General features: G+C 69.4%; 14 protein-coding genes and 1 riboswitch. Of the genes, 11 read left to right on the forward strand and 3 right to left on the reverse strand.

The features are described 5' to 3' along the window. Positions 1–45 precede the first annotated feature (45 nt). The 3 genes from ACFY3C_RS12855 to ACFY3C_RS12865 all read left to right on the forward strand — a co-directional run bounded on the left by ACFY3C_RS12855 (position 46) and on the right by ACFY3C_RS12865 (position 2,083). On the forward strand, positions 46–306 hold the full coding sequence (locus ACFY3C_RS12855; RefSeq protein ID WP_386578263.1) for a UBP-type zinc finger domain-containing protein: 261 nt from the start codon (positions 46–48) through the stop codon (positions 304–306). A 272-nt stretch (positions 307–578) separates the two neighbouring features. Then, the gene (locus ACFY3C_RS12860) at positions 579–992 is read left to right on the forward strand and encodes an anti-sigma regulatory factor (RefSeq protein ID WP_004925829.1); all 414 of its coding nucleotides are present in this window, start codon (positions 579–581) and stop codon (positions 990–992) included. Continuing rightward, positions 989–2,083, forward strand: coding sequence for an RNA polymerase sigma factor SigF (locus tag ACFY3C_RS12865; protein WP_386578262.1), 1,095 nt, complete (start codon positions 989–991; stop codon positions 2,081–2,083). The genes ACFY3C_RS12860 and ACFY3C_RS12865 overlap by 4 nt, the downstream gene beginning before the upstream one ends. A 3-nt stretch (positions 2,084–2,086) precedes the next feature. Here the strand turns inward: ACFY3C_RS12865 and ACFY3C_RS12870 are convergent, their stop codons facing one another. Beyond that, a complete protein-coding gene (locus ACFY3C_RS12870; protein WP_390770759.1) occupies positions 2,087–2,530 on the reverse strand; it encodes a hypothetical protein in 444 nt (147 codons plus the stop codon). A gap of 146 nt (positions 2,531–2,676) precedes the next feature. Here ACFY3C_RS12870 and ACFY3C_RS12875 point away from each other — a divergent pair, with 146 nt between their 5' ends. Further along, positions 2,677–3,645 carry a diacylglycerol/lipid kinase family protein gene (locus ACFY3C_RS12875; RefSeq protein WP_386578260.1) on the forward strand — a complete coding sequence of 323 codons (969 nt, stop codon included), beginning with the start codon at positions 2,677–2,679 and terminating at the stop codon, positions 3,643–3,645. A gap of 320 nt (positions 3,646–3,965) precedes the next feature. Beyond that, a complete protein-coding gene (locus tag ACFY3C_RS12880) occupies positions 3,966–4,223 on the forward strand; it encodes a WhiB family transcriptional regulator (protein WP_003992873.1) in 258 nt (85 codons plus the stop codon). Positions 4,224–4,423: 200 nt separating this feature from the next. Here the strand turns inward: ACFY3C_RS12880 and ACFY3C_RS12885 are convergent, their stop codons facing one another. Further along, positions 4,424–5,890, reverse strand: coding sequence for a sensor histidine kinase (locus ACFY3C_RS12885; protein WP_386578311.1), 1,467 nt, complete (start codon positions 5,888–5,890; stop codon positions 4,424–4,426). Between the two features lie 348 nt (positions 5,891–6,238). Beyond that, the gene (locus tag ACFY3C_RS12890) at positions 6,239–6,868 is read right to left on the reverse strand and encodes a TetR/AcrR family transcriptional regulator (RefSeq protein ID WP_390770760.1); all 630 of its coding nucleotides are present in this window, start codon (positions 6,866–6,868) and stop codon (positions 6,239–6,241) included. A gap of 167 nt (positions 6,869–7,035) precedes the next feature. Here ACFY3C_RS12890 and nagB point away from each other — a divergent pair, with 167 nt between their 5' ends. From nagB to ACFY3C_RS12920, 6 genes are all read left to right on the forward strand, one after another. Continuing rightward, positions 7,036–7,821, forward strand: a complete 786-nt coding sequence (nagB, locus tag ACFY3C_RS12895) for a glucosamine-6-phosphate deaminase (RefSeq protein ID WP_390770761.1) — start codon at positions 7,036–7,038, stop codon at positions 7,819–7,821. Positions 7,822–7,992: 171 nt separating this feature from the next. Then, positions 7,993–8,757, forward strand: a complete 765-nt coding sequence (locus ACFY3C_RS12900) for a GntR family transcriptional regulator (protein ID WP_386578257.1) — start codon at positions 7,993–7,995, stop codon at positions 8,755–8,757. 136 nt (positions 8,758–8,893) lie between these two features. Continuing rightward, the gene (locus ACFY3C_RS12905; RefSeq protein ID WP_390770762.1) at positions 8,894–9,160 is read left to right on the forward strand and encodes a DUF3311 domain-containing protein; all 267 of its coding nucleotides are present in this window, start codon (positions 8,894–8,896) and stop codon (positions 9,158–9,160) included. After that, positions 9,157–10,767, forward strand: coding sequence for a monocarboxylate uptake permease MctP (gene mctP, locus ACFY3C_RS12910; RefSeq protein ID WP_390770763.1), 1,611 nt, complete (start codon positions 9,157–9,159; stop codon positions 10,765–10,767). Before ACFY3C_RS12905 ends, mctP begins: the two co-directional genes overlap by 4 nt. A gap of 136 nt (positions 10,768–10,903) precedes the next feature. Continuing rightward, positions 10,904–11,058, forward strand: a riboswitch (cobalamin riboswitch). Positions 11,059–11,181: 123 nt separating this feature from the next. Continuing rightward, positions 11,182–13,563, forward strand: a complete 2,382-nt coding sequence (locus ACFY3C_RS12915; protein WP_390770764.1) for a ribonucleoside-diphosphate reductase subunit alpha — start codon at positions 11,182–11,184, stop codon at positions 13,561–13,563. Positions 13,564–13,619: 56 nt separating this feature from the next. Further along, entirely contained in the window at positions 13,620–14,627 is a 1,008-nt protein-coding gene (locus ACFY3C_RS12920; protein WP_386578253.1) for a ribonucleotide-diphosphate reductase subunit beta, read from the forward strand. Positions 14,628–14,711 lie beyond the last annotated feature (84 nt).

Raw genomic sequence — 14,711 nt, forward strand, 5'->3', positions numbered from 1 at the left:
GTTTTTGCGCGCGGCCACCCGCACGCCCGTCGTAATCTGGCAATCATGAAACAGTGCACGCACTCCGACGCGCTGCCGCACCCGGAGCCGGAGCCGCTGAGCGAGACCTGCCCGGAGTGTCTCGCGCGGGGGACGCATCCGGTGCAGCTGCGACTCTGCCTGTCCTGTGGCCACGTCGGCTGCTGCGACTCCTCGCCCGGCAGACACGCGACGGAGCACCACGAGACGTCCGGTCACCCGGTGATGCGGACCTACGAACCCGGCGAGGACTGGCGGTGGTGCTTCGTCGACCACGTTCTCGTGTGACACTGCACTGACACGGCATACGGCCGCGGCCGTGGACGGTTCGAGCGTCTGACGCCGGGGTACGTCAACCCGGCGCGCGCTCTTCCCATTTGGGCCCGCAAACCCTCTAGACACGGAGCGTATCCACAGCTTTACTGTGAGTGACGCCAGGGGGTTGGGGTCCCGGGGACAGGACCGTTCGGAGCGCGATAGCGTCACCGCGGAACCACGTGTGCGTTACCCCGAGGGGCGACCCTCGGCCCCGTAAAGCTTGTACCACCATGGAGGTGAGGGTGTCCCAGATCGCAGGCGAGCCCGCGACCCAGGACTTCGTGGAAGTCCGGCTGCCGGCTGCGGGTGCCTACCTGTCGGTGCTGCGGACGGCCACGGCCGGTCTTGCGGCCCGCTTGGACTTCACCCTGGACGAGATCGAGGACCTGCGCATCGCCGTGGACGAGGCCTGCGCGATCCTGCTGCAGCAGGCCGTGCCCGGCTCCGTGCTCAGCTGCGTCTTCCGGCTCGTCGACGACTCGCTGGAGGTCACGGTGTCGGCGCCGACCACCGACGGCCACGCCCCCTCGCGGGACACCTTCGCCTGGACGGTGCTCTCGGCCCTCGCAGGCAAGGTCTCGTCCGCCGTCGACGAGGACAAAACCGTGTCGATCAGTCTCTACAAACAGCGCGGCGCGGGCCCCGGGCCGGCGTGAGGAACGGGGACGGGCCGGTGCGGGACGAAGAGCGCGGCACACGGGAGCTGCCGACGGGGGACCGAGGCCCCGCGGACGGTTCCCGACGCATGGCGGACGGCATCGACGGCATCCCCGAGCAGGCCAGGCCGCACCCGGAGGAGGACTCCGCTGAGGCCGGCAGCGACGGTGCCGTGCAGAGCGCGCCTTCGGAGGGACGCGGCGGGATCGGATCCGCCGCCCCCGCGGAGGCGAGGGCTCGGGGAAGGGCTACGGGCGGGACGATGAGCGAGCACGAGCGATACGCCGAGGACGCCGCGCTGGGCGCGGAGGCCGTGCAGGCCACCCAGCACGACCCGCAGGACCGCAGCGGGGCGCGTGCGATGTTCATCGAGCTGCGCAAGCTGAACCAGGGCAGCCCGGAGTACGCGGAGCTGCGCAACCAGCTGGTCCGTATGCACCTGCCGCTCGTCGAGCACCTGGCGCGCCGCTTCCGCAACCGCGGCGAGCCGCTCGACGACCTCACCCAGGTCGCCACGATCGGCCTGATCAAGTCGGTGGACCGCTTCGACCCCGAGCGCGGCGTGGAGTTCTCCACATACGCCACCCCGACCGTCGTCGGCGAGATCAAGCGGCACTTCCGCGACAAGGGCTGGGCGGTCCGCGTGCCGCGCCGACTGCAGGAGCTGCGCCTCGCGCTGACGACGGCGACGGCCGAGCTGTCCCAGCAGCACGGCCGCTCCCCCACGGTCCACGAGCTGGCCGAGAAGCTGGCCATCTCCGAGGAGGAGGTCCTGGAGGGCCTGGAGTCCGCCAACGCGTACTCCACGCTGTCCCTGGACGTCCCCGACACCGACGACGAGTCCCCGGCGGTCGCCGACACCCTCGGTGCCGAGGACGAGGCGCTGGAGGGCGTGGAGTACCGCGAGTCCCTCAAGCCGCTGCTGGAGGACCTGCCACCGCGCGAGAAGCGGATCCTGCTGCTGCGCTTCTTCGGGAACATGACGCAGTCGCAGATCGCGCAGGAGGTCGGCATCTCGCAGATGCACGTCTCCCGGCTGCTCGCCCGGACCCTCGCCCAGCTGCGGGAGAAGCTGCTCGTCGAGGAGTGAGCGCTACTCGACCCGGCCCGGTCCCTTGATCCCGAGGGCCTGGGTCGTCGCCGAGTTCACGAGCAGCACCAGCGAGGCGATCGCCACGACGGCCAGGGCGATGCCGCCCGGGATGGCCATGCTGTCGGCCTTGAGCAGGTTGTAGGCCACCGGAAGCGCCATGATCTGCGTGATGACGGCGGGGCCACGGCTCCAGCTGCGCCTGAGCAGCAGACCGCGCGCGGCGAGCAGCGGCAGCAGCGCGAGCACCACCAGGGTGATCCCGCCGGTCACGGCCTGCTGCCGGTCGTCGGGATCGCCCGTGAGTCCGAGGACGAGGATCCAGACGCCGCCGACCACCAGGGCGGCCCCCTCCAGCCCGGCCAGCGCCGCCGCGTACGTCAGCCGGCGCGGGCGGGGCTCGGCGGCTTCGGTCGTTTCCGGGGCGGATTTCTGCTCACTGCTCACGCCAGAAGCGTAGCCCCGCACCCCGCGGCGGCCGCCTCCGCCCCGGGTCCGGCGCGGTGGCGGGTGTCCAGGCTCACGCCCTCGCCTCTTACCTGATCCCTACCTCGGTCTGGGCCGGGTACCCCCCAGTAGGTACGCTGCCATCCATGCGTGCACTTCTCGTGGTCAATCCGGCGGCAACCACCACAAGCGCACGCAGGCGTGACGTGCTGATCCACGCGCTCGCCAGCGAGATGAAGCTGGAGGCGGTCACCACCGAGTACCGCGGTCACGCGCGCGACCTGGGCCGGCAGGCCGCGGAGAGCGACGACATCGATCTGGTCGTGGCCCTCGGCGGCGACGGCACCGTCAACGAGGTCGTCAACGGTCTGCTGCACGCCGGCCCCGACCCGGACCGCCTGCCCGGACTCGCCGTGGTCCCCGGCGGCTCCACCAACGTCTTCGCCCGCGCCCTGGGTCTGCCCAACGATCCCGTCGAGGCCACCGGCGCCCTGCTGGACGCGCTGCGTGACGGGACCGAGCGGGTCGTCGGGCTCGGCCTGACCTCGGGCACGCCCGGCACCGAGGACGAGGCGGTGCCGGACCGCTGGTTCACCTTCAACGCCGGGCTCGGCTTCGACGCGGGTGTGGTCGGCCGGGTCGAGCAGCAGCGCGAGCGCGGCAAGAAGTCGACCCACGCGCTGTACGTACGACAGGTGGTCCGGCAATTCCTCGGCGAGCCGCACCGCCGGCACGGTGCGATCACCCTGGAGCGGCCCGGCGCCGACCCGATCACCGATCTTGTTGTCGCCATAGTCTCGAACACGTCCCCTTGGACGTATCTCGGCAATCGCCCGATGTACACGTCACCTAAGGCGTCGTTCGATACAGGCATCGACGTACTCGGTCTCAGCCGTCTGTCGACGGCCGCGGTTGCCCGGTATGGCACGCAGTTGCTCACTTCGTCCCCCGAGCGCGGACCCCATGGCAGGCATGCGGTCTCTCTGCACGACCTGGACCAGTTCACCTTGCATTCGAAGGCCCCCCTCCCCCTTCAGATGGACGGCGACCACCTCGGACTGCGTACGAGCGTGACGTTCACAGGCGTACGCCGCGCACTGCGTGTGATTGTGTGAGCGGAACGGGCTAAAGTCCTTTCACTCGAACGTTTAGGCCAGGATCCACCCCATGGAAGTACGGCTGTGACCCAGTCGACACCGAGGAATCAAAAAAAACTTTCCGGAAGGGGTTGTATCCGTCGCTGAGGTTTGCGAGTCTCTACGTGGCGATCGGGACGGCCCGCAACACCGGCCTCCACTGATCACCGGAACCCCTCTTCAAACCAAGGACCACGCCGGGGAAGACTCGGCGGTCGGCCCTTCACTTGTTGAGGGATTCGTGAAAGCGTTCACATTCACAAGCAACTTGCATGTAATACCAAGGAGAGGTAGCAGCCATGGACTGGCGTCACAACGCCGTTTGCCGCGAGGAAGACCCCGAGCTCTTCTTCCCCATCGGCAACACCGGTCCTGCGCTGCTGCAGATCGAGGAAGCCAAGGCCGTCTGCCGTCGCTGCCCGGTTATCGAGCAGTGCCTGCAGTGGGCGCTCGAGTCCGGTCAGGACTCCGGCGTCTGGGGTGGTCTCAGCGAGGACGAGCGCCGCGCCATGAAGCGCCGCGCCGCCCGCAACCGGGCCCGTCAGGCCTCCGCCTGACAGTCCCACCCCTGCTGACAGCCTGAGCTTGGCGGCGCGTACAGCGAGTACGCATCTCCCGCCCCCGAGCCGCAGCGCGCAGTACCCCCGATGCGCTTAGCGACAAGCAGAGCAGCAACGAGCTTTAAGCCCCGGACCACCAAGTGGCCCGGGGCTCAATGCTGTTCGGGCCACTGTGCGTCGGACCTGGCGGGTGGTTCCTACTTCTGCGAGCGCACCGGAATGTCCAGGATGACCTGTGTGCCCCGCTCCGGCGCCGGGACCATGTCGAAGGTGCCGCCCAACTCGCCCTCCACCAGCGTCCGTACGATCTGCAGGCCCAGGTTGCCCGCCGTCTGCGGGTCGAAGCCCTCGGGCAGGCCGACGCCGTCGTCCTGGACGGTGACGAGGAGGCGGGCCTCCTTGGTGGTGCCGCCGCGGACCGCGGAGACCTCGACCGTGCCGGTGTCACCCTCGCGGAAGCCGTGCTCCAGCGCGTTCTGCAGGATCTCGGTGAGCACCATCGACAGCGGGGTGGCGACCTCGGCGTCGAGGATCCCGAAGCGTCCGCTGCGCCGGCCGGTCACCTTGCCCGGCGAGATCTCGGCGACCATCGCGAGGACCCGGTCGGCGATGTCGTCGAACTCCACCCGCTCGTCCAGGTTCTGGGAGAGCGTCTCGTGCACGATCGCGATCGAGCCGACCCGTCGTACGGCCTCCTCCAGGGCCTCCCGGCCGCGCTCGGACCCGATGCGCCGGGCCTGCAGCCGCAGCAGCGCCGCGACGGTCTGCAGGTTGTTCTTCACCCGGTGGTGGATCTCCCGGATGGTCGCGTCCTTGGTGATCAACTCGCGTTCGCGGCGGCGGAGTTCGGTGACGTCCCGGAGCAGCACCAGGGAGCCGATGCGGGTGCCCTTGGGCTTGAGCGGAATGGCCCGGAACTGGATGACCCCGTCGTTCGACTCGATCTCGAACTCGCGCGGCGCCCAGCCGCTGGCCACCTTGGCGAGCGCCTCGTCCACCGGGCCCCGGGTCGGGGCGAGTTCGGCCGTGGTCTGCCCCAGGTGGTGGCCGACCAGGTCGGCGGCGAGGCCGAGGCGGTGGTAGGCGGACAGGGCGTTCGGGGAGGCGTACTGGACGATGCCGTCCGCGTCCAGCCGGATCAGGCCGTCGCCGACGCGCGGCGAGGCGTCCATGTCGACCTGCTGGTCGGGGAAGGGGAAGGAGCCGGCCGCGATCATCTGCGCGAGGTCCGAGGCGCTCTGGAGGTAGGTCAGTTCGAGGCGGCTCGGGGTGCGGACGGTCAGCAGGTTGGTGTTGCGGGCGATGACGCCCAGCACGCGGCCCTCACGCCGTACGGGGATCGACTCGACCCGGACGGGGACCTCTTCGCGCCATTCCGGGTCCCCCTCGCGCACGATCCGGCCCTCGTCCAGCGCCGCGTCCAGCATCGGCCGCCGGCCGCGCGGGACCAGGTGGCCGACCATGTCGTCCTGGTAGGAGGTCGGGCCTGTGTTGGGGCGCATCTGGGCGACCGAGACGTACCGGGTGCCGTCGCGGGTGGGGACCCACAGGACCAGGTCGGCGAAGGAGAGGTCGGAGAGCAGCTGCCACTCCGAGACCAGCAGGTGGAGCCACTCGAGGTCGGAGTCACCGAGGGCCGTGTGCTGGCGTACGAGTTCGTTCATGGAGGGCACGTTGTGAGCGTACCCGGGGCCCGGGGATGGCCGAAAAAACACCCGCGGGCCGCGGCGCCTGGGAGGGACCCTCAACCCTCCCGGCACCGCAGCCCGGAGCATCATCGGCCGTGGGGTGTGCGGTCCCGGTCGGCCGAAGGTCGAGGAGCCGGGGCAGTCAGGGCAGAGAGCGCCGGTTCCTCGTCCGTCCTCCTGTGCGGGGAAGACGGAAGCTGTTCAGTTTTCCCTACGATTTTCCCCTACGCATTCTGGACTAGACCACGATGGCGTGTCCATGCGCGTGGGGGTATGCGTTGAAGTCTGCTGGCACGCGATGCCACGCAGCCTAGCCCGCCCGGGTCAGCCGCGGGGCCAGATGGCCATGGCAATTTCCGCGAGTGCCTCCAGTTCCGCCCGGCTCGCGCCGTCCCGCGCCTGCTGGGACATGCCCTGGATCATGGCTCCGGTGTGCCGCGCGAGCGTAGCCGCGTCGACGCCGGCCGGCAGCCGCCCCTCGGCCACGTCGGCCCGGATCCGGGATTCGAGCGCGGCGATGCCCGCATTGCGCCGCTCCCGCAGCAGCTGCTCCACCTCGGGGCTGGTGCAGTTGGTGGCCGCGTGGACGACCAGACAGCCGTAGGGGTGGGCGGGGTCGGTGTACTCGGCGGCGGCCTCGCGCAGCGTGCGTGCGACGGCGGCGCGGGCGGTGGGCTCCTCGGCAAGGGCGCGGTCGCCGAAGGCGCCGTGGGTGTCGGCGTAGACCCGGACGACCTCCTCGAACAGGCTGCGCTTGTCGCCGAAGGCTGCGTAGAGGCTCGGGGCGCCGATGCCCATGATCCGGGTGAGGTCGGAGACGGAGGTGGCCTCGTAGCCGTGCTCCCAGAAGGCCATGAGCGCCCTCTCCAGCGCGGTGGCACGGTCGAAGGAGCGCGGGCGGCCGCGCGTCCTGGCGGGCTTGGCCTGCGCTTTCGTGTCCTCGCTGGTCACCATGGGGTGCATTTTATAGCGCCCCCTAGAGAAATGTCGGCGGAGTGTTGCAGCGGACGTCCCACCTGGGCCCAGGAGTCCGATTCTGCTAGATTGGTCTAAACCACATAGAGACTCTTGCTCCGACCTCTCCCCTGTTCTCAGGCCCTCTTCAGAACGGCAGGCCCAGCGTGGAAGTTGTCATCGTTCCGGACGCGGCGGCGGGCGGCGAGCTGATCGCCGAGGCCATGGCCCAGCTGCTGCGGCGCAAGCCCGACGCCCTGCTCGGTGTGGCCACCGGCTCGACCCCGCTGCCCATCTACCAGGCACTGGCCGCCAAGGTGCGCTCCGGCGTCGCGGACACCGCGCGGGCCCGAATAGCGCAGCTCGACGAGTACGTGGGGCTGCCCGCCGAGCACCCCGAGTCCTACCGCTCGGTGCTGCGCCGGGAGGTGCTGGAGCCGCTCGGCATCGGGATGGACGCGTTCATGGGGCCGGACGGCACGGCCGAGGACGTCCAGGCGGCGTGCGAGACGTACGACAGGGCGCTCGCCGAGTCCGGCGGTGTGGACCTGCAGCTGCTGGGAATCGGGACGGACGGGCACATCGGGTTCAACGAGCCCTGCTCCTCGCTCGCCTCGCGTACCCGGATCAAGACGCTGACCGAGCAGACCCGGATCGACAACGCGCGCTTCTTCGACGGCGACATCGAGCAGGTGCCGCACCATGTGATCACCCAGGGCATCGGCACCATCCTGGAGGCCCGGCACCTGGTGCTGCTCGCGACCGGCGAGGGCAAGGCGGACGCGGTCGCAGCGACCGTCGAGGGCCCGGTCGCGGCCGTCTGCCCGGCCTCCGCGCTCCAGCTGCACCCGCACGCCACGGTGGTCGTGGACGAGGCCGCCGCGTCCAAGCTCAAGCTGGCCGACTACTTCCGGCACACCTACGCGAACAAGCCGGACTGGCAGGGGATCTAGCCGGTACCGGCGCACCAGCCGTTGGACTAGACCAACAACGGGTGCGACGGTATATAGAGGAGATCACGGAGCGTGCGGGTGGAGCCCTGACACACGAAGCCGTGCCACGATGTGAGCCGTGGCCGATGGGATGTCGGTCGCTTTCGGCATCAGGAGCCGGGAAGGCAGAGCATGAGCACCGACGTCGGCAGTGCGGAGAACGAGGCCGGGACGACGGTCCGTACCGCGCGCGTGCCCAAGTACTACCGCTTGAAGAAGCATCTGCTCGACATGACGGAGACGCAGGCGCCGGGCACGCCGGTCCCGCCCGAGCGCACGCTGGCGGCCGAGTTCGACACCTCCCGCACCACCGTCCGCCAGGCCCTGCAGGAGCTCGTCGTCGAGGGCCGCCTCGAGCGCATCCAGGGCAAGGGCACCTTCGTCGCCAAACCGAAGGTCTCGCAGGCGCTGCAGCTCACCTCGTACACGGAGGACATGCGGGCCCAGGGCCTGGAGCCCACCTCGCAGCTGCTCGACATCGGCTACATCACGGCCGACGACCGGCTCGCCGAGCTGCTCGACATCACGGCCGGCGGACGCGTGCTGCGCATCGAGCGGCTGCGCATGGCCAACGCCGAGCCGATGGCGATCGAGACCACCCATCTGTCGGCCAAGCGGTTCCCGGCCCTCAGGCGGTCGCTCGTGAAGTACACGTCCCTGTACACCGCTCTCGCCGAGGTCTACGACGTCCATCTCGCCGAGGCCGAGGAGACCATCGAGACCTCCCTGGCCACCCCGCGCGAGGCGGGCCTGCTCGGCACCGACGTGGGCCTGCCGATGCTGATGCTCTCCCGTCACTCCCTGGACCGCGAGGGCAAGCCGGTGGAGTGGGTGCGCTCCGTCTACCGAGGCGACCGGTACAAGTTCGTGGCGAGACTCAAGCGCCCGCAGGACTGAGGGGAATTGGCGTCTTCACGCCACAACCTCCAAATCGACATACCGTTATACGGACGAGGTCTTCCGCTGCCACGACACCGTCACCTAGATTGCCTGCGCATTACACAGGTGATCAACCAGGGGACGGAGCCGTGGCATGTCCGAAACGCCTGAAGTGAGACCGCCGGTGGTGACACCGGCCCGCGTGATCATCGGCCTGTGTCTCGTCGCGCCCTTCGTGGCGATGCTGTGGGTGGGCTCGTACGCCAGGACGGACCCCGCGTTCATCGGGATCCCGTTCTTCTACTGGTACCAGATGCTGTGGGTGCTGATCTCCACCGCGCTCACGATGCTCGCGTACAAGCTCTGGCAGCGTGACCAGAGCGCCCGCAGGGCCACTCAGGGCAAGGGGGCGGCGCAGTGAAGAACGGCGTCAACGGCGTCGCTCTCGGCGTCTTCATCTTCTTCTTCCTGGCCGTCACGGTCATGGGCTTCCTGGCCGCCCGCTGGCGCAGGGCCGAGAACGAGCACTCCCTGGACGAATGGGGCCTGGGCGGACGGTCGTTCGGCACCTGGATCACCTGGTTCCTGCTCGGCGGCGACCTGTACACGGCGTACACCTTCGTCGCCGTGCCGGCGGCGATCTACGCGGCGGGTGCGGCCGGCTTCTTCGCCGTGCCGTACACCATCCTGGTATACCCGCTGATCTTCACGTTCCTGCCCCGCCTGTGGTCGGTCTCGCACAAGCACGGCTATGTGACGACCTCGGACTTCGTGCGCGGCCGCTTCGGCTCCAAGGGCCTGTCGCTGGCCGTGGCGGTCACCGGCATCCTCGCGACGATGCCGTACATCGCGCTCCAGCTCGTCGGCATCCAGGCGGTGCTGGACGTGATGGGCGTCGGCGGCGGCGAGAACACCAACTGGTTCGTGAAGGACCTGCCGCTGCTCATCGCCTTCGGCGTGCTGGCCGCGTACACGTACTCGTCGGGCCTGCGCGCCCCCGCGCTGATCGCGTTCGTCAAGGACACGCTGATCTACATCGTCATCGCGGTGGCGATCATCTACATCCCGATCAAGCTGGGCGGGTTCGACGACATCTTCGCCAAGGCAGGCGAGAAGTTCACGAAGGCGGGTGCGGGCGGGCTCGTACCGGCCCCCGCGGGCCAGTGGACGTACGCCACGCTGGCGCTCGGTTCGGCGCTCGCGCTGTTCATGTACCCGCACTCGATCACCGCGACGCTCTCGTCCAGGAGCCGTGAGGTGATCCGGCGCAACACCACGATCCTGCCGCTGTACTCGCTGATGCTGGGCCTGCTCGCGCTGCTCGGCTTCATGGCGATCGCGGCCGGAGTGAACGTCACCAACGGGCAGTTGGCGATTCCGCAGCTGTTCGAGGACATGTTCCCGGACTGGTTCGCGGGCGTGGCGTTCGCGGCGATCGGCATCGGCGCCCTCGTGCCCGCGGCCATCATGTCCATCGCGGCGGCAAACCTCTTCACCCGCAACATCTACAAGGACTTCATCAGGCCGGACGCCACGCCGAAGCAGGAGGCCCAGGTCTCCAAGCTCGTGTCGCTGCTGGTCAAGGTCGGCGCCCTGGTCTTCGTGCTCACCATGGACAAGACGGTCGCCATCAACTTCCAGCTACTGGGCGGCATCTGGATCCTGCAGACCTTCCCGGCCCTGGTCGGCGGCCTGTTCACCCGCTGGTGCCACCGCTGGGCGCTGCTGGCCGGCTGGGCGGTCGGCATGGTCTACGGCACGGTCGCCGCGTACGGGGTGGCCTCGCCGACCCAGAAGCACTTCGGCGGCTCCGCCAAGGAGATCCCGGGGCTCGGTGAGATCGGCTACATCGGCCTCACGGCCTTCGTGCTGAACGTCGCCGTCACGGTGGTCCTGACCTTCGTCCTGAAGGCTCTGAAGGCACCCGAGGGCCTCGACGAGACCCGCCCCGAGGACTACACGGCGGACGCGGGCGACGCGGGGGTCCAGGTGGAACTTCCGCCGGCCACGGCAGGCGCCGGGCACTGAAACGCGCCCCGAAGGGGCGCGAAGAACCGAGCGAGCAACCCCGATCGACCCGCAGCGGGCCGCCGACAACAAGCACCACGGCGGCCCGCTGTTGACCCTCTGAAGCCGTCACGACACGCAACAGACACAACATCTGGGGGTGACACCACAACCCGGCACTAGATGTATGCTCATCCTCGCTGTCGCCACAGGGGAATCCGGTGCGAATCCGGAACTGTCCCGCAACGGTGTACTTGCGTGCATCCGCACGCCTGTTCAGTCCGAGTACCTGCCGTCAGCGCGCGCCCGGCCGTCCGGTCCGGGTGCCTTCAGACGTCCGGGCCTCGTGGAGTGGGCCGGTGGACGCGACGCCGTGCGCGCTCGTGCTGCCCCTGCCCTCCGCCAGGCCCTGTGCCGAGCGAGGGAGAGCCCCACGTGACCATCGCGCCAGCCGACCCGGCTTCAGCCGTCCAGGCGACCGCAGCTCCGGTGGAGACCGACGGTCCCGGTGCCGCGCTGCTGCGGACCCTGACCGAGCTGACCGCCGACCTCCCCGACGCCGACCCCGGCCGGGTCGCCGCGGCCGCGCTGCGGGGCCGGTCCGCCCGGGCCGACGAGGCGGAGTTGCGCGAGCTGGCCACGGAGGCGGCCGCCGGCCTCATCTCCGACGACCCCGCCTACTCCCGGCTGGCCGCCCGGCTGCTGACCATCTCGATCCGCGCCGAGGCCGCCTCGCAGGGCGTGACGTCCTTCACCGAGTCCGTCGCCGTGGGCCACCGCGAGGGCCTGGTCGCCGACCGTACGGCGGAGTTCGTACGGCTGCACGCCGAGCGTCTGGACACGCTGATCGACGCGGCCGGCGACGACCGCTTCGGCTACTTCGGGCTGCGCACCCTGCACAGCCGCTACCTGCTGCGCCACCCCCTCACCCGCCAGGTGATCGAGACGCCCCAGCACTTCATGCTGCGCGTCGCCTCGGGTCTCGCCGAGGACGACACGACCCGCTCCGTCGACGAAGTAGCCGCGCTCTACGGACTCATGAGCCGCCTCGACTACCTGCCCTCCTCCCCCACGCTCTTCAACTCCGGCACACGGCACCCCCAGATGTCGTCCTGCTACCTCCTCGACTCCCCGCTGGACGAGCTGGACTCCATCTACGACCGCTACCACCAGGTCGCCCGTCTCTCCAAGCACGCCGGCGGCATCGGTCTGTCGTACTCCCGCATCCGCAGCCGTGGTTCGCTGATCCGCGGCACCAACGGGCACTCCAACGGCATCGTCCCGTTCCTGAAGACCCTGGACGCCTCGGTGGCCGCCGTGAACCAGGGCGGAAGGCGCAAGGGCGCTGCCGCGGTGTACCTGGAGACCTGGCACTCCGATATCGAGGAGTTCCTGGAGCTGCGCGACAACACCGGTGAGGACGCCCGCCGTACGCACAACCTCAACCTCGCGCACTGGATCCCGGACGAGTTCATGCGCCGGGTCAACGCCGACGAGCAGTGGTCGCTGTTCTCCCCGGCGGACGTGCCGGAGCTGGTCGACCTGTGGGGTGAGGAGTTCGACGCCGCGTACCGCAAGGCGGAGGCGAACGGGCTCGCGAAGAAGACCATCCCGGCCCGTGACCTGTACGGCCGCATGATGCGCACCCTCGCGCAGACCGGCAACGGCTGGATGACCTTCAAGGACGCCGCCAACCGCACCGCCAACCAGACGGCCGAGGCGGGCCACGTCGTCCACTCCTCGAACCTCTGCACGGAGATCCTGGAGGTCACCGACGACGGCGAGACGGCGGTCTGCAACCTGGGTTCGGTCAACCTCGGTGCCTTCGTGCAGGGCGGGGACATCGACTGGGAGCGCCTCGACGAGACCGTCCGCACGGCCGTCACCTTCCTCGACCGCGTGGTCGACATCAACTTCTACCCGACCGAGCAGGCGGGCCGCTCCAACGCCAGGTGGCGTCCGGTGGGCCTGGGTGCGATGGGTCTGCAGGACGTCTTCTTCAAGCTGCGCCTGCCCTTCGACTCCGCCGAGGCCAAGGCCCTGTCGACGCGGATCGCCGAGCGGATCATGCTCGCCGCGTACGAGGCCTCCGCCGACCTGGCCGAGCGGGGCGGCGCGCTGCCGGCCTGGGAGAAGACCCGCACCGCCCGCGGTGTCCTGCACCCCGACCATTTCCCGAGCGTCCGCCTGACCTGGCCCGAGCGCTGGGCGGCCCTGCGTGAGCGGATCGCCGCGGTCGGCATGCGCAACTCGCTGCTGCTGGCGATCGCCCCGACCGCCACCATCGCGTCCATCGCGGGCGTGTACGAGTGCATCGAGCCGCAGGTCTCCAACCTGTTCAAGCGCGAGACGCTGTCCGGCGAGTTCCTGCAGGTCAACTCCTACCTGGTGCAGGACCTCAAGGAGCTGGGCGTCTGGGACGCGCGCACCCGTGAGGCGCTGCGCGAATCCAACGGCTCGGTGCAGGACTTCGCGTGGATCCCGGCCGACGTGCGGGCGCTGTACCGCACGGCGTGGGAGATCCCGCAGCGCGGCCTGATCGACATGGCCGCGGCCCGCACCCCGTTCCTGGACCAGTCGCAGTCCCTGAACCTGTTCATGGAGACGCCGACGATCGGCAAGCTCTCCTCGATGTACGCGTACGCCTGGAAGCAGGGCCTGAAGACGACGTACTACCTGCGCTCCCGCCCGGCGACCCGCATCGCCCGCGCCGCCCAGGCGCAGACCCAGACCACCATCCCCGTGCAGCAGGTCGCCGACCCCGACGCCGTCGCCTGCTCCCTTGAGAACCCCGAGTCCTGCGAGGCCTGCCAGTAATGCCCGCCCGTCGCCCGACCACCACCCCTGGAGGACGGCGCTCCGCGCCGACAGAGATGACTGCCAAGAACCTGCTCGACCCGGGCTTCGAGCTGACTCTGCGCCCCATGCGCTACCCCGACTTCTACGAGCGCTACCGGGACGCCATCAAGAACACCTGGACCGTCGAGGAGGTCGACCTCCACTCGGACGTCGCCGACCTCGCCAAGCTGACACCGGCCGAGCAGCACCTGATCGGCCGTCTGGTGGCCTTCTTCGCGACGGGCGACTCGATCGTCGCGAACAACCTGGTGCTGACGCTGTACAAGCACATCAACTCCCCGGAGGCGCGCCTGTACCTGTCGCGCCAGCTCTTCGAGGAGGCCGTGCACGTCCAGTTCTATCTGACGCTGCTCGACACCTACCTTCCGGACCCGGACGACCGCGCCGCCGCCTTCGCGGCCGTGGAGAACATCCCGTCCATCCGCGAGAAGGCCGAGTTCTGCTTCAAGTGGATCAACGAGGTCGAGAAGCTGGACCGCCTGGAGTCCAAGGCGGACCGCCGGCGCTTCCTGCTCAACCTCATCTGCTTCGCCGCGTGCATCGAGGGCCTGTTCTTCTACGGCGCCTTCGCGTACGTCTACTGGTTCCGCAGCCGGGGTCTGCTGCACGGTCTCGCCACCGGCACCAACTGGGTGTTCCGCGACGAGACGATGCACATGTCGTTCGCGTTCGAGGTGGTCGACACCGTCCGCAAGGAGGAGCCGGAGCTCTTCGACGACGAGCTGCAGCAGCAGGTCACCGAGATGCTGCGGGAGGCCGTCGAGGCCGAGCTGCAGTTCGCGCGTGACCTGTGCGGTGACGGCCTGCCGGGCATGAACACCGACTCGATGCGGCAGTACCTCGAGTGCGTCGCCGACCAGCGCCTCACCCGCCTCGGCTTCGCCCCGGTGTACGGCTCCGAGAACCCCTTCTCCTTCATGGAGCTGCAGGGCGTTCAGGAGCTGACGAACTTCTTCGAGCGGCGCCCGTCGGCGTACCAGGTGGCCGTGGAGGGCACGGTCGACCTGGACGAGGACTTCTGAGTCCGGTCGCCCTCGGCCGAGCAACGATCCGGCGCGCGTTCCGGGGCTCGCAAGCCACCTGAGCGCGCGCCGGTCATCGGCGAG

Origin of the sequence: Streptomyces sp. NPDC001410, assembly GCF_042895235.1 — a bacterium.
In the GTDB taxonomy this organism is placed as follows: domain Bacteria; phylum Actinomycetota; class Actinomycetes; order Streptomycetales; family Streptomycetaceae; genus Streptomyces.